We start from the raw sequence: 20,283 nt of genomic DNA, 5'->3' as shown, positions 1-20,283 counted from the left end.
GGAAAGGCGGTAAGAAAATGAGTAAAATGAAAAAAGTTCTTATCGCCGTTTCCTTCCTTGTGTTGGTATTTTCCCTCGCTAATATAGCGAGAATTCTTCTGTGGGGTTATACGGATCAGCAGAAGATCGAAGAGCTGGCAAAGGTTTGGGAGGAAAAGTCGGACAAAGGAGGAGGGGAGGAAGTCCCCTCCTCTTTGATTACAAAAGGAAATGAGCTGGTGATGCTTCCCGAATTTCGAGAGCTTTACAAGAGAAACCCGGACATCGTCGGTTGGTTGAAGATGGACGGCACTCGAATTGAGTATCCGGTCATGCAGAACCCACAAGATGAGCAGTACTATCTCGATCATGATTTCGATAAACAGGAGAGCAAACTCGGTCTCCCCTTTTTGGACGAGCACAGCCGGATCAACGGTTCTGACATTTTGCTGATTCACGGACATCATATGAAAAACGGCTGGATGTTCAAGGATTTGATGAAGTATAAAGAAGAAAGCTTCTATAAAGAACATGCTACGTTCCAGTTCAGTACGCTTTACGAAAAGGAAGAGTATGAGATTGTTGCCGTTATTGTGTCACAAGTTTATCGTAAATCGGATGATGTATTTAAATACTACCAGATTGAGAAGGTTAGTACGCCTGCCGAGTTCGATTCGTATGTTCAGAACATCAAAAAACTTGCTCTTTACGAAACGGGTATAACACCCCGTTATGGCGACAAGCTTATTGTGCTGTCCACGTGTGAGTACTCGACCGAGAACGGCCGGTTAGCGGTGGTTGCCCGAAAGCTTACATGACGATGTTGAAACATTGGAGTCTACAACATTCATTTCAATAGTTCATTCTATATAGCTGTTTAAAAAAGGCGTTCTCCCTTGGAGGACGCGTTTTTTTTAGCTTCTTTTGATCCATCTGGGCGCCCATTTAGGTGCCCTTATTTTTTGCCGGTGGATCCGTTAAGCTGAACCTTTCATAAGTAAGGCGATTTGACACGATCCGTATACTTGGTAATGGCTTCATCGTAATCTGGATACTTATATCCGAGATCTTCTGATACAACCTTTGAATATTTTCTAAATAACTCATAACAAGTTAATAAAGACTTCCACATTCTCTGATACCCATTTTCAGAATAGGTTGATAGGAGTTTCTCCCAATCCTCATTTGGGAGGTAACGATTTATAAATTTATAGTTCTTTCCTAAACTAAAGGTGTATCCTTGCTCTGATCCGATTTTCCAAGCCATCATTCTCAATAAATTTGGCCTTGCAATTTCGTTTAAATGATCAATAGCAAACAGTATTTCTTTTCTCGCTAATCCTTTTACAACGTAAGTCGAAACCATCCAGAACTCATTACAACAATCATCAAATTCCCTTGCAGTTGGCTTCTTAATCCAGTATTGGCGATCAGTTGCGATCACTTCATTTTTGATTAGAGCATCCTTATCGAGCAACACCTCGACTAACCCGTCGTTATGGGTAAAGTAGTCTTCCACCTCATGAATGGGGATAAGTGTTAAGTCCACTTTAGTTCCATCCTCAAAAAGCATTAAATATGAAAACCAAGTACCTAATTCCGGGGGGAAGAGCTCCATATCCTCAGGTTTTTGCATCATAACACGATTCCCAAAAACCTGAAGCCATTGATCATTCATCTTGAAAGAGTCCATATCTGTTACAAAGTAACAAATGTCATAATCTTGGAATGTATCAGGTGTAATATTTTTGTTAGTACGTGACCCTTCCAAAGTCACCAATCGAATCCTATCATCATTTTTAGCAAAGTCTAGAAGGATATTCATCATTTCTTGTTCACTTCTCAATACAGTTAGCTCCTTTCTAGACGTGTTCTTTTTGTGAAATTTATCGTGAAAAGACATGCATGAACCCACGATCATGCCTTCCTTATTCGACATGGTGTTCTCGTACTCCTTGCTGTTCTAAAGTAATGGAACCAAGCTAAATAAGGTTCCAGATCCTTGGTTGCTTATATTCCTGTACCTGTTTTAATTTCCGCCCTTTTGCAGACACTATTTCATGGTAAATACGTGCCTAAAGGAGATTTTGAAGAAATGAAAAGATTTTTTTCCATAAGTATCTTTTGTGTACTCCTCATGATTCTCACACAACCGATTGGAGCGTCAGGAGGTGCTTTGAAGTCAAGGCCAGTAGACCCCTCGTTGCTAAATTCACTTCGACAGGGAGGTTATATTCTTTATGTAAGGCATGGGGATGCCACAGTAGGAGAGGATTCACCGAATATCAATTTCAATGATTGCTCCACCCAAAGAAATCTCCCCGAGGCTGGAAGAAGGCAGGCTGTAAAATTTGGCGAGGCACTGCGTAGTTTGCAAATTCCGATCCAGACCCCTGTTCTCGCAAGTCCCTTCTGCCGGACAAAGGAAACCGCAGCATTGGCTTTTGGTGAGGACAAAGTTCAGGCTGATCCATTCTGGGTTAAAATATATAATTTAAGTGGTTCTTTGCCTCCTGCCGAGCAGCAAGCGACTTTGAATGACTTAACTTCTAAATTGGAAGCATCACCGCCTCCTAAGACCAACAAGGTGATCGTTGCTCACAGTTTCCCTCAAGGTATTGGATTAGGGGAAATCCCAAACTTAGGCACTGTAGTTATAAAACCAAGAGGGCAGGGCAATGGGTTTGAAGTTGTAGGCAGGTTCACTTTAGACGAATTGTTAGGTCTACTTTATAGATAGGCATAGCTGCCGTTATTTTGCTGTTCAGCAAATCCAAGACTTCAGTGTGACAAGACGTGGTCCGACAGCTCAATTTGAGCTATCGGGCCATTTAAATAAAACCGCCATTCACGCGGAGTGTTTGCCCCGTAATCCACTGTGATTCTGCGCTCGCCAGAAAGAGGACTATACCTGCAATGTCTTCGGTTTCTCCGATACGCCCGAATGCGTTCATGTTGGCAAGCCCCTGGATTTGTTCGGGTGTTTTGCCAACCGTAAAAAGCTCGGTATGAATAGGGCCTGGCGCTATAGCATTAATCGTGATATTTTTCTTTCCAAGCTCTTTAGCCAATTGACGCGTGAATTGTTCGACGGCTCCTTTAGAGCCAGCGTACAGACTGTAGGCCGGGAACATCTGACCTGCCACTGATGTGGAGAAATTGATGATGCGGCCATTGGGACTTAGATGCTTGGCGGCAAGCTGGCATGAGAAATAGGTCCCTTTGACATTAATCGCAAATAGCTGGTCGTAATCCGCCTCCGTAATATCGCCTATAGGTTTTGTGATGATAATCCCCGCGTTATTCACCACAATATCAAGCTTTCCGAACGTCTCAAGTGTTTCTTGATAGAGTCTCTCCAACTCGCTCAAACGGCTAATATCGGCTTGAATCGCCGCCGCTTCTCCGCCATTTTCTTGAATATGCTGTACAACCTCTGCGGCCTGATCTGCACGATTGGCAAAATTGATGACCACCTTGGCGCCATGATGGGCTAAATACTCGGCTATGGTTCTGCCGATTCCTCTGGATGCTCCGGTGACCAAAGCAACTTTACCGGCAAGCTTCTTATCCATTTCTGTTATCTCCTTTGTTAAAAAATTTATAAGGGGCGCGCGTTAAGCAATCGGGTAATCCATTATCTACGATCCCCGAAATGTCCCCTTTGAAATCATACGCGCGTTTTACCGCATCTTCTTTCTCCCTCAATGAGATTGGATTGAATGGTCCATTCTTGCTATTCCCCTTAAAGTGAACATAGACTAGTGTATAGGGATATAACGAGGTTAGGGAGAGATCTGGTTATCGTAGGATCGGGAATCCTATGTTCATGAATAGATAGGAGGATTGGGGATTATGTCTAACAAATTAGATCGTTACGAGGAATTGTCCCGTTTTTTACGCACACGCCGTGAACGAATAACGCCTAAGCAAGCAGGATTGCCGGAGAGCGGACGACGACGGACACCCGGACTTCGCCGTGGCGAGGTTGCTATGTTGGCAGATGTAGGATTGGATTGGTACACCTACTTGGAACAAGGGCGTCATATTAACGCATCTACCGAGGTTCTGGAACGAATAGCGGAAGTGCTGCGGTTGGATGAATCGGAACGCAGGCACCTGTTCTATCTTGCACGTAAGCAGATTCCCTTGATCGAAACAAAGCAGCCTTCTAAGATAACACCTGCGCTTCAACATTTTTTGGATAGCCAAAATCTGTCTCCAGCGAATGCTATGGATGGGCGTATGAACATTATTGCTTGGAATGAAGCCTATTGCGCATTGAACGGGGACCTTGAGGCTATGTCTGAGAGGGAGCGGAATTTTGTCTGGATGACTTTTACTTCTCCCCGTTTTCGCTTCCTCAAGGGGGATCTATGGGAGCTGCATGCACGGCGGATCGCTGCAAAATTCCATGCCGGGTATGCCAGGCATGTGGACGACCCTTGGTGGTCTGAGCAGTTCGAGGCGCTTTGCCAGGCTAGCCGCGAGTTTCGGGAATTTTGGGACGCCCATGAGGTTCTCGATGCCATTGATGCTATAAAGGCACTGCAGTGTCCGAATCTTGGGATTTTGAACTTTGATTTTGTATCGTTCCAGTATTTGAACGATTCCAATTTGACCGTTTCTATCCATGTCCCCCATCAAGATGGCACGGTGGAAAAGATGCAGCGGCTGTTAATGGACTATCGAGTCCAGCTTTCAGAGCAGCTTGAATCCTCTCAAAGAGTTTAGCATGAGGCAATCGGTCATTTTAGGTAAGATTATAATTGTTATATATATCCTATAGCGGCACTGACTAGGAGGACGGCATGCAATTACAACCTATATATGATGACGGGGAATTACTTCTACCGAAGATCGAATTAAATATGACATCAAACCAATCGATTGGCATTATAACAGACTTGAAGCGCAAGCAGCTTTTAATGAACCAATTAGCAGATCATTCCCAATATTATTTATTCCGAGCTGGGCAAAACGAGTATATGCGTCTAACGGTGGAAGAGCTGGTTACTTTTCTAATCCATGTGACGGAGAGGAATGAGAGCGTTGCTTTTTTATTGGACTATTTTGCCCTAAGGGAAGAGCGTAAAGTAAAAGTCAAGAATCTAAGTCCCTCGAAACGGATGTATGTGACATTGCTGCGTGTCTTTTTTGCGCATCAGCCTACAGTTGTGTTGGAGGAACCCTATTTTTACTTGGAGGAAGAAGAACGTCGTCATTTTATACGGATTTTGGATGACCTCTCACAAGAAAAGCAGATTTTAATATTAACTTCGAATTTAGAGGATGCCATGATTTCCTGTGCTGCTATTTATCGATTGAACGAGCTCGGATTTCATCCACTGGATATTCGGGACTCGGAAGAGGATAAGCAGGAAGAGCAGGAACAAGATCGGGCCAATATTACCTTGCAGAAGATTCATACGAAAAGAAATGACAAAGTGATTTTATTTGATCCACCTGAAATTGATTACATAGAGAGTGTAGATGGTTCGATCCTTGTACATGTAGGTGGAGAAAATTATGTCTGTGCTTTGACGCTAACCGAGCTTGAGAAGAGATTATTAAACTTCGGATTTTTTAGGTGCCATCGATCCTACATCGTTAATCTGCAAAAAGTAAGAGAGATTATTACATGGACGAAGAATAGCTACAGCTTGCGATTAAATACGGGGAAAGATGCTGTGGTTCCGTTATCCCGTTCAAAATTGCAGGAATTAAAAGCACTGCTTAACATTTAATTTCCGGGGCAATATCGAACCGGTCAAGCATTCCAGGGTACCATTCAGGCGATTTCAGCTACATTTCGGCGGGTTTTGATGGCTGGAAGCATGCAGTCTTTATATGCTTAAGGCATCAACTTCAAGGAAGTGGTATTCATGGATGTTATCCAAGTAGAACGTATTCGAAAGAGATTTGGAAATAAGGATGCCTTAGCAGACGTGACCTTTTCCATTCCGAAAGGGGAAGTCTTTGGTTTCCTGGGTCCGAGCGGCTCGGGGAAAACGACATTAATTAAGATTTTAACGGCGCAATTAAATCCGACAAGCGGACAGGCAAGCGTATTTAACCAGCCGGCAGAGAGGATGCATCAGTCTGCACAGAAGATGCGCTTTGGGATTCTGACGGATAACAGCGGTTTATATGAGCGATTAACGATCGAGGAAAATCTGGAGCTGTATCGTAGGTTATATGATCTTCCTAAATCTTCAATTGATAAGGTGCTGCAGTTTGTTAACTTAAGCGGAGAGCGCAACAAGAAAGTCAATCGCTTATCGAAAGGGATGCGTCAACGTGTCTTATTGGCATGTGCGGTGATTCATGAGCCGGAGTTATTATTTTTGGATGAGCCTACTTCGGCTTTAGATCCAGTAAACTCAGCACATATTTATAAAGGCTTACGCTACTTAAATGAGAAGGGGACAACAATTTTTTTAACAACGCATGATATGGCTGAGGCAGAATTGATATGTAACCGGGTAGCGATTTTGTATCAGGGACAAATTCAAGCCATCGGCTCTCCAAAGGAACTTAAGAAGCAGCATCGGGAGAACGTAATTTGTGTTGAGCTACTCAATGGGGAGGCCTATGAGCTTCCAATCAATGAGCGAACGGCCGATCAAATCGCTGATTGGATGAAGCGAGGATTCATTGATCGGTTGGAAACGAAAGAGCCAAGCCTGGGCGATATCTTCATTAAAATGACAGGAAGTGAGTTACTATGAGTATCTCAATAAAACGTATGCGTGCGATATTCGTGAAGGATTACAAAGAATTTTCACGCAATTATGCGATCTCCATTATTCTGATTTTTCCTATTCTCTTCGCATTTCTTTTTCGAAGTGCAGGCCCGTCCTTGCCAGGAGCGATCGGCTTTCTCCTAAATACTTCGTTTGTGATACTAACGAGTTTAGCACAAGCATGCTTGATTGCGGAGGAAAAGGAGCGTAACACTTTACGATCTTTAATGATGACGCCGGCCACGACCATGGATGTTTTAATCGGTAAAAGTGCTTTAGTCTTTGTAATGTCTGCTGTTGTTCTGGCAGTTTCTACGTATATCTTGGGCTATGAGCCAGCTAGTATGTGGGCGTTTGTGGCAGCAGTAATTCTTTCGATTATTCTATACATAGCCGCCGGGACGATCTGTGGTTTATTCTCCAAGACGGTTCTTGAAGCCTCATTATCTATAATGCCTGTGGCGCTCGTATTTACTGGGGCACCGTGGGGGGTGTTACTGGCGGATCATTTTCCGATCTTCAAAATGCTGGAGTACGCGCCAAGCGTCCAACTTGTGCATTTGTTAGAAATACGTAGTACCGTCTTTACGATGGGAGATTTATTAAAATCCCTCCTTATTATTTTGGTATGGGCGGTTGTGCTAACGGTTGTATCTGTGGTTCTGTACCAACGACGGTTAAAGGATGAGTAGAGGGGAGAATACAAAAGTTCATCTGACTTCATGCTGGGTAGCCTCTATATCTATAGAATCGTGCATTTCTACTGAGGAGGGAGCCAGTTCAGATGAATTTAGCCGTCAAGTTCATGCGAGAACTTAAAGACCGTGGCAACCAGTATAAGCTGAAAGGCTATCGGGATAAAGTGGAGCTCATCAGGAAACGGAATTTAGAAGCATGGGACGAAAAGCAGCTGCGAGCGGAGTCCCTTCAGCTGAGAAAGGAAGCGAAATCGGGTACGCCTTTGGACGAGCTGCTTGTTGATGCTTATGCGCTAGTCTGTGAGGCAGCCAAGAGAACGCTCGGATTGAAGCCCTATGATGTCCAGATTATAGCTGCCATCGCTCTGCACGAGGGATTTTTGATCGAGCAGCATACGGGCGAAGGAAAAACGCTCTCTGCAGTTATGCCTGCATATCTAAATGCGCTAACTGGAGAAGGCGTTCATGTGCTGACCTTTAACGATTATTTGGCAAGTCGAGATGCGGATTGGATGGGCCCGATCTATCGCTTTCTCGGGTTAACGGTAAAATCGGTGCAAGCGGGTATGAGTTTGTCTGATAAACGGGAAGCGTACGCCGCGGATATAACCTATGTTACAGCCAAAGAAGCGGGATTTGATTATTTGCGCGATTCGATCGCAATGGATGAAGCCGATATTGTGCATCGTCCTTTTCACTACGTCATCGTCGACGAAGCGGATTCGCTGCTTCTCGACGAAGCGCGAGTACCGCTGGTCATCGCCGGTGAGCCGGGCTCTTCCAAGAGCGATGGCATTCACTTCGCAGAAGTGGTTAAGCAGCTTAAGCAAGACGAGCATTACGACTTCGATGAATTCAAGCGGAATGTTTATTTGAATGAAGCGGGCGCTGCAAGAGTGGAGTCGCTGCTGGGATGTGGCAATTTGTACGAAAGCCATAATAGTCATTTGTTATCGTCGTTAAATTGCGCGCTGCATGCGGAGTTGCTATTAAGAAAAGACGCCGATTACATCGTTCGGGACGGGAAAATTGAGCTGATCGACGAATATACCGGCCGTGTGGCAGAGAACAGGCATCTGCCGGACGGGCTGCAAGCTGCGCTCGCGGCCAAAGAGGGGCTGCAGCCCTTAGCTGGCGGGAAAATCCTCGGTACGATCACCCTTCAACACTTCCTTAGTCTATACCCGAAGATTTGTGGAATGACGGCGACCGCGCAAGTTTCTGCAATGGAATTCGAAGCTATTTATGCGCTGCAAGTCGTGCAAATCCCACCGAACCGGCCAAACATACGGATCGATCATCCGCATCGGATTTATACCCATAAAGAAGCCAAATTCAAGGCGCTTGTACAAGAAATATCATCCGTCCATAGGACGGGACGTCCGATTCTGATTGGTACATCAAGCGTCGAAGAGTCTGACATGCTGGCGGAGGCGCTAGCGGTTGCCAGCGTACCTTGCCACGTTCTCAATGCAAAGAACGACGCAAAAGAAGCAGAGATCATCGCCAAGGCGGGAGAAATCGGCGCCGTGACGGTGTCTACAAATATGGCGGGACGCGGCGTTGACATTCGGCTCGGCGGGGGCAACCCTACGCAAGCGGAAGTTGCCGCCAAGCTGGGCGGCTTGTACGTGATTGGTACACATATGCACCAAAGCGTGCGGATCGACAACCAACTGCGCGGACGATCCGGCCGCCAAGGCGACCCGGGAGCTTCCGTTATCTTCGTAAGCTTGGAGGACGAGCTGCTCCTTCAGTTCGGCATCGATAAGGCGATTCCGCCTGCCTATCGCAATCTCAGGCAGGATGAGGCTCTCGAAGAGCCGGTACTCCGCAGCAAAATTGACCATATTCAGCGCGTGATTATGGGCCAAAACTTCGATATCCACCAGGAACTGAACTGTTATTCGGATATGGTGGAGGAACAGAGGCGGATGCTATACAAGGAGCGGCTCGGAATTTTGAAAGGGGAGATGCCTATGAGCCCTTCGGAGCAGCGGGTACGGCTCTATTATATCGACAAGTTCTGGGCTGACCATCTGGCATACGTCTCTTACATTCGCGAAGGCATTCATTTGACGAGCCTTGTTAATCGCAATCCGATCGCCGAATTCCATGCGCAAATCATCCAAGCCTATGAGCAAATCGAGGCTAAAATAGAAAGAGAGTCGGCGAATATGCTTGCAAAGCTCCGAGGTTCGAATGATCCGGGGATGTGGGAAAAGTTCGGGCTGAGAAATCCTGCTTCCACTCGAACTTATATCATCAACGATCAATACAAGGAGTACTTGCAGAATCCCAGTTCATGGGGCCCAGGGACGATCATCGCTTTTTGGATACGCAAGATGTTGAGGCCGGTATTCCGGTGGTCAAAATTTTGATGCAGGTCTGAAAGACAATTCACTGAAAGAAGCGATGCTAAAGGTGAAACGAGGGCCTAAAGTTACCCTAGGGGCGGGTCGCCGTTATACGTTGCGCTGAAACCGGACGGCAAAGTGATGGCTGTATAGGAAGGCGGATATATCCGAGTAGCGGTCAAGTGCAAGATTTTTCATTGCATATGGCATCCTTTCATTTCTGGAACCACAGTAATATTTTGGTCACAATTACTCTAATATCCAATAAAGGCACAGTTGAATTGGAAGATACCAAGAGTGTATTAAGCTCTGTAACATGAATATGAGTTCTAAACAATTCTAAATAGCCTGACACCACATAGGTTTTAGTTCTAATTAGAGATAGAACGCTCATTGCCCGTTAGCCGGTATTTTTTAGGGGTAATGCCTGTAATTTTTTTAAATACTTTTGTAAAGTGACTCTGATCTGTAAAGTTGAGTAAGGTACTGATTTTCGTTAATGAATAATCTGTCCAATCCAGTAAATGCTTCGCCTCCTTAATTTTGGCTTCCTGAATGTATTCACTGACGGTCATCCCAACCTCTTTCTTGAACAAGGTGGATAGATAACTCGGATGAAGATGGACATGGTGGACCAGATCATCAAGCGAAATAGGCTCATATAAGTGGGTGAAAATAAAGTTGTGGCACTTTGAAATGGGCTTGGAGTAGAGATGTTCGATGGACTGTTTGACCCGGTCTGCAAATGTACATAAAGCCTCTTCCAACAGCTGATCTACCCCTTCAGGGTGGGTAACGTCTTCTACCTTCTGTATATAAAGGTCGCTAAGAGTAAAAGCAATTTCGGAATACAGCCCTCCGCGGATCGCAACTCTAGTTCCTATGGCTATGGCAGAGATAGCGAGATTTTTTTTACTCCGCAAAAAGCTGCTCTTGGATAACGTACCTAATTGGCCTTCAGGGAGCCGGTTGATTAAGCTCAGCAGTTCCTCCTTATTTCCCCTTTCAATGGTCTGAAAAAGCTTTGCGTCATAGGCCGGGTCATGATGTAAGGTGTTCCTTTCCCGATTTCTTGCAACCACAACATCCGGATTTTCTACCTGCGCTTCAAATTCCTCAGTAATTTTCCGCGTCTCCACCTTGTCTTTAGTAATGAGTTTCCCATAGATCATGTAGTAGACCATCATCCCGATTGACTTGAGCTGTTCCTGACCGATCACAGTTAACGAATTGTAATAAGAAAAGTACGTTACCTTATTCAATTGGCCCCCGAGATCATTTAAAAATCCAGTGAGCTGGTCCTCCCGAAGTCTAAAAGGGAGGGTTGGCCCTATAACAAGGGTACCAAAATCTCTGGTATCTTCAATTAATCGCAAAAAGATAAAGGTCTCAAAATGATTCAGGGTTACAATGACCGGCCAGGTAACTTCCATGGTTAAATATTCAGGATGGGTTTTGGTGATTGCTGACTCAAAGTATGGAAGGTTGCTTCCTATCGGCCATTTAAAGATCAGATCCTTATTTTTATCAAAAAAGGCATAGGGAATATCAAAAGACTCTGAAAGCAGCTGACAAATCTCCCATACCTTATGAGTGCTCTTAAATCCGAAGCTCATTGAACTTTCCTCCTAAAAGGTTAAAGTCTAAATCTGGACTCGCCCTAAGTTAAACCGTCTTTTTGTAAGTAAATGATCTAAAATTAATACAAATTTTATAAAAAAGATACCATAAATGAAGTCTAAAAATCATTAAAATTTAACAAAAGAAAACGCTTTCTTTCTAATTAGTACTCATCTATGGACAGGGAGGATTCAAAAATGACCCGTAATCTTAGCGACCTCATAAAAAAAATGACTTTGCAGGAAAAGGCAAGCCTCTTCTCCGGACTGGACTTTTGGCATACGAAAGGAATTGAAAGATTAGGGATTCCATCTTTGATGGTAACGGATGGTCCCCATGGCCTCAGAAAGCAAGCAGAAGGTGCTGACCATCTAGGGATTTATGCCAGTGTCCCAGCAACTTGTTTCCCATCAGCTGCTGGTCTTGCTTGTTCATGGGATCGGGATCTGATTTATCAGGTCGGGCAGGCGCTTGGTGAGGAGTGTCAGGCTGAGGATGTCGCTGTTCTGCTTGGACCTGGTGCCAACATTAAACGTTCCCCGCTTTGCGGTCGGAACTTTGAATATTTCTCCGAAGACCCGTATTTATCCTCCCAAATGGCAGCAAGCCACATTAAGGGTGTTCAAAGTCAGGGGGTGGGTTCTTCCCTGAAGCACTTTGCGGCCAATAACCAGGAGCACCGGCGGATGTCTGTAGATGCTCAGATTGATGAGCGGACTTTAAGAGAAATTTATCTGGCCAGCTTTGAAACCGCTGTCAGGGAGGCTCAGCCTTGGACCGTAATGAGCTCCTATAACAGGGTTAACGGTGTCTATGCTTCAGAGAGTAAAACCTTACTTGGTGATATCTTAAGAGAAGAATGGGGCTTTGAAGGCATTGTGGTCTCCGACTGGGGGGCGGTTAACGAGCGCGTTGCCTCCTTGCTAGCCGGGCTGGAGCTTGAGATGCCTGCAAGCTTCGGAATTGGGGAAGCGAAGATCATAGCGGCTGTTAAGGCAGGTGAGCTTCCTGAGGAAGTCCTGGACCGTGCTGCAGAGCGTCTGCTTCGCATTATTTTTAACGCAGTGGATGAGAAGAAGCCTAATGCAACCTATGATCAAGAAGGCCATCATCAGCTTGCACGTAAAGTCGCACGGGAGAGTATGGTCCTTCTCAAAAATGAGGCTCAGATTCTTCCTCTTGAAAAAAAGGGTACCGTTGCTGTTATTGGTGCGTTTGCGAAAAACCCTCGTTATCAGGGCGGCGGCAGCTCTCACGTCAATCCAACTCAACTTGAACATAGCTTGGGAGAGATTGAAAGGAAACTTGAGGGCAAGGGAAAAGTCCTGTATGCTCCGGGATTTGATGTGGAAAGCGACAAGATCGATGCTGACTTGCTGGCAGAAGCCAAAGAAGCTGCTCAGAAGTCTGATGTTTCGGTTCTCTTTGTCGGTCTGCCTGATCGCTATGAATCAGAAGGGTATGATCGTGAGCATTTAAGCATTCCTGCCAATCAAATCGCCTTAATCGAAGCCGTTTCTGAAGTACAGCAAAATCTTGTTGTAGTCATTAGCAACGGGGCGCCGATTGAAATGCCGTGGGTTGACCGGGTGAAGGGATTAATTGAAGGGTATCTTGGCGGGCAAGCTCTCGGCGGGGCAGTTGCGGACCTGTTATTCGGGGATGCTAACCCAAACGGGAAACTGGCTGAAACTTTTCCGAGAAAATTAAGCGACAATCCTTCTTACCTATTCTTCCCGGGTGAAGGCGACAAAGTGGAATATAGAGAGGGCATCTTTGTTGGCTATCGTTATTACGATACGAAACATGTGGAGCCGCTGTTCCCGTTCGGCCACGGATTGAGCTACACCAGCTTTGAGTATAGCGGCCTTTCTGTGAATAAGAAAACCATTCGTGATACGGATACGGTAGAAGTTATGCTTACCATCAAAAATACAGGAACGACAGCCGGCAAAGAAATTGTACAGCTTTATGTAAAGGACGTAGAAAGTACGGTTGTTCGCCCGGAGAAGGAATTAAAAGGCTTTGTCAAAGTTGACCTTGCGCCAGGGGAAGAAAAGGCCGTCACTTTTACATTGGATAAAAGGGCGTTTGCTTACTATAACACGGGCCTGAAGGATTGGCATGTCGAATCCGGTGAATTCGAACTGTTAGTGGGTGCTTCTTCTAAAGACATCCGCTTAAGTGAAAGTATTACCGTTATCTCTACTGTGTCAATTGAGCAAAAGATTGACCGTAACACAACTGTCGGTGATCTATTAGATGATCCTGTTCTCAACCCCGTAGCCACTGAATTACTGGCTAAGGTCAATGAAAATAACCCTCTGGCCAATATTCCGGATGAGGATGATGAGGCAGCCGAAATGACGGCAGCCATGATGAAATATATGCCGCTGCGCGCGCTGTCCAACTTTAGTGCGGGGCATTTCACGGAACAAATGCTGACTGAAATGATTCAACAACTGAACGATGTCAAGGAGAGCCAGGGCACGGCGAAGTAAGAACAACAAGAAAAAACGAGTGAGGAGCCATGAAGAAATGAAGAATTCGATTTTTGAGCTAGTTGAGAAAGATAACAATCTCCCTTTTGATTTGGCCCTTCACTCGGTCAATTATGTTCCAAGCCACTGGCACAATAGTATAGAAATTATCTTTGTGCTGAAAGGCTCCCTTGAGGTCAATGTAAATAACGATACAGCCCATTTATACGAGGGGGATATTTTCCTTATTAATATTGGCCATGTCCATGAGGTCATTGAGAAAGAGCCTAATATTATTGTGACTATTCAGCTTCCGCTGCCTTATCTAAGGGAAAATATAAGAGGTGCTGACTCCTTTAATTTTGAACTCAACTCTAACTCCGTAGACAAAGATAACAAGGTGGCCTTGTATGCAATCCGTAAGCTTATTGCGGAAATGGTCCAGCTCAAATATAAACACGAAGAAACCTATTCCCTGGATATGTCTTCACGAATGCTAAGTGTATTGTCCATTTTGATCCATCAATTTAAAAGCTTGAATGCAGAGGGTTCCATCAGCGAAAAGAATAAAGACAGAATGCTGAGAATTGTAAGCTATATTGAAGAGCATTACAAAGAGCCCATTTCCCTTCAAACCATTGCCGAACAAGAGTATTTATCTGTGCCATATCTGTCCAACTTTATAAAAAACAATATCGGGTTGAATTTTCAAACCTACTTAACAGATATACGTCTAAAGAATGCTGTTGAGGATCTCTTTTATAACGAACACCTTCCTATCACTACGATTGCGGAGAAACATGGTTTTCCTACAACCAAGTCGTTTTATAAAGCCTTCAAGAATAAATACCATATGACTCCAAGTGACTATAGGAGACAACAATACTCGTTACCGGATCATGCCCGGAAAAGGCAACAAAATCATGGAATGCCCAATTACTTGGCCTTCAACCAATCCAATGCGCTGGGGATCATCAGTAAATACTTGCAGCGGGAGACGTCTTTTGAAGGACCTTATTTACCTGCCACGACCACCAAAAGTCATGAGGTGATGGTCTCTTCTCATTCGGCCAAGAGGCTGAGGCACACATGGAAGGCTTTGATTACGATAGGTAAGGCTAAAGAAGGGCTTTATGCGGATGTGCAGCAGCAATTACGTTATGTTCAGGAGAAGTGTCCCTTTGAGTATCTGCGTTTCCATGGGATCTTTGATGACGACATGTTGGTTTATCAGGAGGATTCCAAAGGGAATCCTCTGCTTAATTTTCGTTATGTCAATGAGCTGTTTGATTTCTTATTATCGATGGGTTTGAAACCCTTCGTTGAGCTTGGATTTATGCCTTCAGCATTAGCAAGTGATCCGACAAAGACCGTATTCTATAAACCGAGTTATACGAGTCCTCCAAGGTCATTAGACAAGTGGTGCAAATTAATAGAGGCGTTTATTTACAACTGCTTTAATCGATATGGAAGAAGGGAAGTCGAAAGCTGGCGGTTTGAGTTTTGGAATGAACCTGAATTTTATGTATTTTGGTCGGGGAGCAAAGAGGAATATCAGGAATTTTACCGGAGGACTTATGAGACACTGAAAGGAATATCACCAAAGCTCCAAATTGGGGCCCCTGGCCGAATCATTACCTTTAAGTCCAACGAGTATGGTGCTGACTTTTTCGCTTATTGTGAGGAACATTCCTGCCTCCCGGATTTCCTCCCGATTCACTTCTATCCGCACGAAGAATTGAATTTGAATTCAGATAATGCGAATCAAATGTTCATTACTCAAACCTATGAGAATATGCTGAGCAATTTTTCAGGTATATCGCCTAACCCTGATTTCCTAAAGACTTCGCTCGAACAGGAAAAAGGGAGAGTAGCTGAGCTGGGTTTATCTCATCTCGATGTTTATTTAACAGAATGGAACTCTACAACTTACCATCGGGACTTAACGAATGATACCTTATATAAATCCTCTTATATTGTTAAGAATATCGTAGAAAATTTTGACCAAATTTCCGGCTTCGGCTACTGGGTATTAAGCGACAATATTGAGGAGACAGCAGGATCCCCAAAATTATTCCATGGAGGTCTTGGTTTAATGACTCAATTTGGCATACCGAAGCCCGCAATGCTCGCTTATGAACTGCTAGCCAAATTAGGGGATACCTTGATGGGGCAAGGGGATGGGTATGTCGTAACGTCAGATGACAGGGGCTATCAGATCCTTACCTATAACTATTGTCATTTTGATGACCTATATGCTATAGGGGATGCCTCTTTTATTAGTGACAAGCATCGCTATAATGCCTTTAAAGAGGAGAAGACGATGAGGCTGGAGATTGATCTGAAGGGAATCCCATCAGGAAATTACCGGATTATCACTTATACCGTAAATCGGGAACATGGAAGCAGCTTTGATGAATGGGTGAGGATGGGGGCTCCGGCAGCTCTTGAGCAGGATGATATTCAATATTTAAAGGCGATTTCCATACCGAAGCGTGAAGTTCATACCCTTAAAATCGAGGATAAATGGACATACAATTCAACATTGGAGCCCCATGCGATTTCCTTAGTGGAACTTCTTCCGATTTATTAGGTTAATTTTTAAGGTTTAAATGGCAGATAAAGGTAAGCGGTTACAAAACAACTTAAAATGAACTCATGAAGTAAGTAAGAAGAAGCCTATCTGCGGATAGGCTCCTTTAATATAATTTAATCATCAAGGAAAACGCTTACTTTTATCGAGGCGGATAATGAATAGTGGCAGTCCTAATTTTTAATGAAAGAAGGAATGACAAATGGACTTACAGGTACAAACCCCTTTGAAAAGATTGATGACAGGTCTAACGTTATCGAACTTTGCTGCCAATCTGGCTTTATTTACGCCGATCGTTGTGCTGCTGACCCTAAAGTTAACTTTCCTGGACCCGGATCATGTTGCAACAAATCTAAGTTATGTTACAGGCATTGGTGCTTTCTTTGCTTTGATTTTCAACCCGATAGCCGGATTTATCAGTGACCGCACAACCTTCAAGTTAGGCCGCCGGCGGACATGGATCTTATTTGGTCTGGTATTTGGCGGGCTCTCCTTAGTAGGCATTGGCTTATCCAATCAAGTTTGGCAAATTGTCCTATTCTGGTGCTGTGCTCAAGGCTTTTATAACTTTACCCTGTCGGCCAATATGGCGTTGGTTGCTGAACAAGTTGATGATTCCAAAAAAGGCAGCATCTCGGGCATGATGGGGATGACGCAGAATTTAACGATTTTGCTCGGCATGCTTCTTATGACAGCCATGTCCAAACAATCGAACTTATCCAAATTCTCGGTTCTCGCTATATTTGGGGTTGTAGCTGCGGTTGTTGCTCTTATGCTGATTCGCGAAGGTAAGTATATGGTTAAGAAGAAATCCAGCAGCAGCGTTAAAACAAAATTTAGCATCTGGAGTGTCTTCCCTGACCCTAGAAAGCATCGTCCGTTCATGTGGGCTTGGATTTCCCGCTTCCTGGTCATGATGGGCATCGCCTCTACAAACTATAATTCAGTCCTGTTAACGCAAAGATTCGGGATTAAAGCTGAAGATCTGAGTGGGAAAATGCTGATCTTAACCTTTGTCTCAACCATTTGTATCGTAGTATCCAGCATTGTATGCGGTAAACTCTCGGATAAATTAAAAATCCAAAAACCATTTGTACTTGGATCCGGTTTATTAATGGCTGTTGCTTTAATTGTAATCGCTTTCAGCTATCATTTTAATGTATTGATTTTTGCAAACGCTCTATATGGGATTGGTGCGGGAGTTTATTGGGCCGTTGATATTGCGCTTGTGACACGGGTTCTTCCTTCAAAGGATACAGCAGCCAAGGATTTAGGCATTATCAATATTGCTAATGCTTTGCCGCAATCCATTGTTCCGGCGATCGCTCCGATCTTACTTTCCATTGGCGGATACAGCTTTATGTTTACTTTCTTAGGGATTGTCGGAATCTTCGGCGGGCTTACGATTCTTCCTGTACCTGAATTAGGTCAGGATAACAAGGCGAAAATTTCCGAAGTATCCGATCTCGGCCTCTCTGTCGACTAATTTTGAAACTAAGGTGATGAAATTGATTAAATATACTAGCAACCCAAATGGTCCGACACTCGGGCTTTCTACAACATCTGGTGTGGAGATCATCTATCAGGACGGTTTGGCCTTTAAAGATCTGAACAAGAGCGGAAAACTTGAAAAGTACAAAGACTGGCGTTTATCTCCCAAAGAGAGAGCGAAGGACCTTGCCTCAAAAATGAGCCTGGAACAAATCGCAGGTTTAATGTTATACAGCTCACACCAGTCTGTTCCTGCTGCAGACCGCGGCTTTCGATCCGGTACGTATGGGGGCAGATCATTTGCCGAAAGCGGTGCAAAACCGTGGGAGCTGTCCGACCAACAGATTGAATTTTTGAAAAATGATCATTTGCGCCATGTTCTGGTAACTTCAGTAGAGACACCGGAAATTGCGGCGAAATGGAATAATGAAATGCAGGCATTTGTAGAAGGAGTGGGTTTCGGAATCCCCGTTAATAATAGCTCGGATCCCCGTCATTCTTCAGACTCCAGTAAAGAATTTAATGAAGGTGCGGGCGGCCATATTTCCATGTGGCCGGAGCCCCTTGGGTTAGCAGCCACCTTTGACCCGGAAGCCGTTAAGAAGTTTGGGGAGATTGCCGCAAGAGAGTACCGGGCACTCGGAATAACGACGGCATTGTCCCCACAAGTGGATATTGCCACCGATCCCCGCTGGTTCCGGTTTAACGGCACCTTTGGTGAAGATGCCAAACTCTCGGCTGATATAGGCAGGGCTTATATAGACGGCTTCCAAACTTCCGATGGGGATGCTGAAATAGCTGAGGGCTGGGGTTATCATAGTGTAAATGCTATGGTTAAGCACTGGCCTGGCGGCGGATCGGGTGAAGCGGGAAGAGATGCTCACTACGGTGCCGGTAAGTATGCCGTTTACCCGGGGGATAACTTTGACGAACACCTTATCCCTTTTACAGAAGGAGCCTTCAAACTTGAAGGTAAAACGGGAAAAGCATCAGCTGTTATGCCGTACTACACCATTTCGTATAATCAGGATCCGAGTGGTGAAAATGTCGGGAATTCCTACAACAAATACATCATTCACGATCTGTTGAGAAACAAATACAACTACGATGGCGTGGTTTGTACAGATTGGAATATTACCCATGACTTTTCCGGAAAAATGGATGTCTTTATTGATGGGAAACCATGGGGAGTTGAGGAGCTAACTGTTGCTGAACGTCATTATAAACTGATCATGGCCGGTGTCGACCAATTTGGCGGCAATAATGAAATGGAGCCTATTTTAGAGGCTTATAGAATAGGTGTTAAGGAGCATGGAGAGGCCTTCATGCGCGAGAGAATGGAGCAATCGGCTGTCCGTTTGCTAATTAATATTTTCAGATTGGGGCTGTTTGAGAATCCTTATTTAGATGTGGGAGAAACCGTCGCCACAGTAGGATGCCCTGAATTTATGGAGGCAGGTTTTAAAGTACAACTTAAATCAGTTGTCTTATTAAAGAATCAAAATCAGGTGTTGCCGTTAAAGCCTCAAACGACGGTTTATGTTCCAAAGCGGCTTTATCCGGAAAGAAAAGATTGGTTCGGCAACTCCATCCCAGAGCGACTCGACTCCCCTGTAAATATGGATCTTGTTCATAGGTATTTCAAGGTAACTGAAAATCCGGAAGAAGCTGATTGTGCGCTCGTCTTCATATCCGGGCCTGATTCTGGAATTGGATACAGCAATGAAGATGCAGCAGTTGGCGGAAACGGCTTTGTTCCTATTAGCTTGCAGTATCGTCCTTATGAAGCAAAGTTCGCAAGAGAGCAAAGCTTGGCCAGTGACCGCTCCTACAAGGGAAAAACGATTAGGACAACTAACGAATGCGACTTGGATTTGATTTTGAATACAAAGGAACTCATGAAAGGCAAACCCGTTATTGTATCCCTGCTCTTGACTAATCCTATTGTGGTTTCAGAGTTTGAAAGCCAGGTTGACGGCCTTCTTGTAAACTTTGGGGTGCAGGATCAAGCACTGCTCGATATCATCAGCGGCAAAGCAGAGCCTACCGGATTACTCCCTTTCCAAATGCCAGCTAATATGCAGACGGTAGAGCAGCAATTCGAAGACGTGGCACACGATATGCAGTGTCATACGGATGCAGTAGGGCATGTCTACGACTTTGCTTATGGGCTGAACTGGGACGGTCCGATTGAGGATGAACGGACAAAAAAGTATAAGAAAACAGGATCAAAATAAGAGAATCACCTAAAGCATGAAAAGTTAAACGGCCTTAAGTCCTGAGTTCCATTGGACCCTAAAGGCCGTTTAGCTTTGCTTG

14 protein-coding genes are annotated in these 20,283 nt (G+C 44.5%); 11 read left to right on the top strand and 3 right to left on the bottom strand.

Annotated features, from left to right (window positions below; all coding sequences use genetic code 11):
* The first annotated feature begins 17 nt into the window (after window positions 1-17).
* Window positions 18-797 carry a class B sortase gene (gene srtB, locus DCC85_RS22230; RefSeq protein ID WP_108467535.1) on the top strand — a complete coding sequence of 260 codons (780 nt, stop codon included), beginning with the start codon at window positions 18-20 and terminating at the stop codon, window positions 795-797.
* Window positions 798-970: 173 nt separating this feature from the next.
* Here the strand turns inward: srtB and ant(6) are convergent, their stop codons facing one another.
* Window positions 971-1,825 carry an aminoglycoside 6-adenylyltransferase gene (ant(6), locus tag DCC85_RS22225; protein WP_108468016.1) on the bottom strand — a complete coding sequence of 285 codons (855 nt, stop codon included), beginning with the start codon at window positions 1,823-1,825 and terminating at the stop codon, window positions 971-973.
* A gap of 156 nt (window positions 1,826-1,981) precedes the next feature.
* Between ant(6) and DCC85_RS22220 the strand changes: the two genes are divergently transcribed.
* A complete protein-coding gene (locus tag DCC85_RS22220) occupies window positions 1,982-2,719 on the top strand; it encodes a histidine phosphatase family protein (RefSeq protein ID WP_325048396.1) in 738 nt (245 codons plus the stop codon).
* A 91-nt stretch (window positions 2,720-2,810) separates the two neighbouring features.
* Here the strand turns inward: DCC85_RS22220 and DCC85_RS22215 are convergent, their stop codons facing one another.
* Window positions 2,811-3,554, bottom strand: a complete 744-nt coding sequence (locus tag DCC85_RS22215) for an SDR family oxidoreductase (protein WP_108467533.1) — start codon at window positions 3,552-3,554, stop codon at window positions 2,811-2,813.
* A gap of 280 nt (window positions 3,555-3,834) precedes the next feature.
* On the opposite strand from DCC85_RS22215, the gene DCC85_RS22210 reads away from it, so the two are divergent.
* The 5 genes from DCC85_RS22210 to secA2 all read left to right on the top strand — a co-directional run bounded on the left by DCC85_RS22210 (window position 3,835) and on the right by secA2 (window position 9,804).
* Window positions 3,835-4,713 (top strand): helix-turn-helix transcriptional regulator, encoded by an 879-nt coding sequence (locus DCC85_RS22210; protein WP_108467532.1) that lies wholly within the window; start codon window positions 3,835-3,837, stop codon window positions 4,711-4,713.
* Between the two features lie 173 nt (window positions 4,714-4,886).
* The gene (locus tag DCC85_RS22205) at window positions 4,887-5,726 is read left to right on the top strand and encodes a LytTR family transcriptional regulator DNA-binding domain-containing protein (RefSeq protein ID WP_234414276.1); all 840 of its coding nucleotides are present in this window, start codon (window positions 4,887-4,889) and stop codon (window positions 5,724-5,726) included.
* A 138-nt stretch (window positions 5,727-5,864) separates the two neighbouring features.
* Window positions 5,865-6,710, top strand: coding sequence for an ABC transporter ATP-binding protein (locus tag DCC85_RS22200; RefSeq protein ID WP_108467530.1), 846 nt, complete (start codon window positions 5,865-5,867; stop codon window positions 6,708-6,710).
* Window positions 6,707-7,417 carry an ABC transporter permease subunit gene (locus tag DCC85_RS22195; protein ID WP_108467529.1) on the top strand — a complete coding sequence of 237 codons (711 nt, stop codon included), beginning with the start codon at window positions 6,707-6,709 and terminating at the stop codon, window positions 7,415-7,417. The genes DCC85_RS22200 and DCC85_RS22195 overlap by 4 nt, the downstream gene beginning before the upstream one ends.
* A gap of 92 nt (window positions 7,418-7,509) precedes the next feature.
* Complete coding sequence (secA2, locus tag DCC85_RS22190) at window positions 7,510-9,804, top strand: accessory Sec system translocase SecA2 (RefSeq protein ID WP_108467528.1); 2,295 nt, start codon at window positions 7,510-7,512, stop codon at window positions 9,802-9,804.
* Window positions 9,805-10,151: 347 nt separating this feature from the next.
* Here secA2 and DCC85_RS22185 read toward each other — a convergent pair whose 3' ends face one another.
* On the bottom strand, window positions 10,152-11,396 hold the full coding sequence (locus DCC85_RS22185) for an AraC family transcriptional regulator (RefSeq protein ID WP_108467527.1): 1,245 nt from the start codon (window positions 11,394-11,396) through the stop codon (window positions 10,152-10,154).
* A 201-nt stretch (window positions 11,397-11,597) separates the two neighbouring features.
* On the opposite strand from DCC85_RS22185, the gene DCC85_RS22180 reads away from it, so the two are divergent.
* From DCC85_RS22180 to DCC85_RS22165, 4 genes are all read left to right on the top strand, one after another.
* Window positions 11,598-13,901, top strand: a complete 2,304-nt coding sequence (locus DCC85_RS22180) for a glycoside hydrolase family 3 C-terminal domain-containing protein (protein ID WP_108467526.1) — start codon at window positions 11,598-11,600, stop codon at window positions 13,899-13,901.
* Between the two features lie 37 nt (window positions 13,902-13,938).
* The gene (locus DCC85_RS22175; protein WP_108467525.1) at window positions 13,939-16,473 is read left to right on the top strand and encodes a GH39 family glycosyl hydrolase; all 2,535 of its coding nucleotides are present in this window, start codon (window positions 13,939-13,941) and stop codon (window positions 16,471-16,473) included.
* 202 nt (window positions 16,474-16,675) lie between these two features.
* The gene (locus tag DCC85_RS22170; RefSeq protein ID WP_108467524.1) at window positions 16,676-17,959 is read left to right on the top strand and encodes an MFS transporter; all 1,284 of its coding nucleotides are present in this window, start codon (window positions 16,676-16,678) and stop codon (window positions 17,957-17,959) included.
* 16 nt (window positions 17,960-17,975) lie between these two features.
* Window positions 17,976-20,201 carry a glycoside hydrolase family 3 protein gene (locus DCC85_RS22165; RefSeq protein ID WP_108467523.1) on the top strand — a complete coding sequence of 742 codons (2,226 nt, stop codon included), beginning with the start codon at window positions 17,976-17,978 and terminating at the stop codon, window positions 20,199-20,201.
* Window positions 20,202-20,283: the final 82 nt, after the last annotated feature.

The organism is Paenibacillus sp. CAA11 (genome assembly GCF_003060825.1).
Taxonomy (GTDB): Bacteria; Bacillota; Bacilli; order Paenibacillales; family Paenibacillaceae; genus Fontibacillus.
The sequence above is the reverse complement of the archived record's forward strand: the minus strand, read 5'-3'. Positions and strand labels throughout refer to the sequence as shown.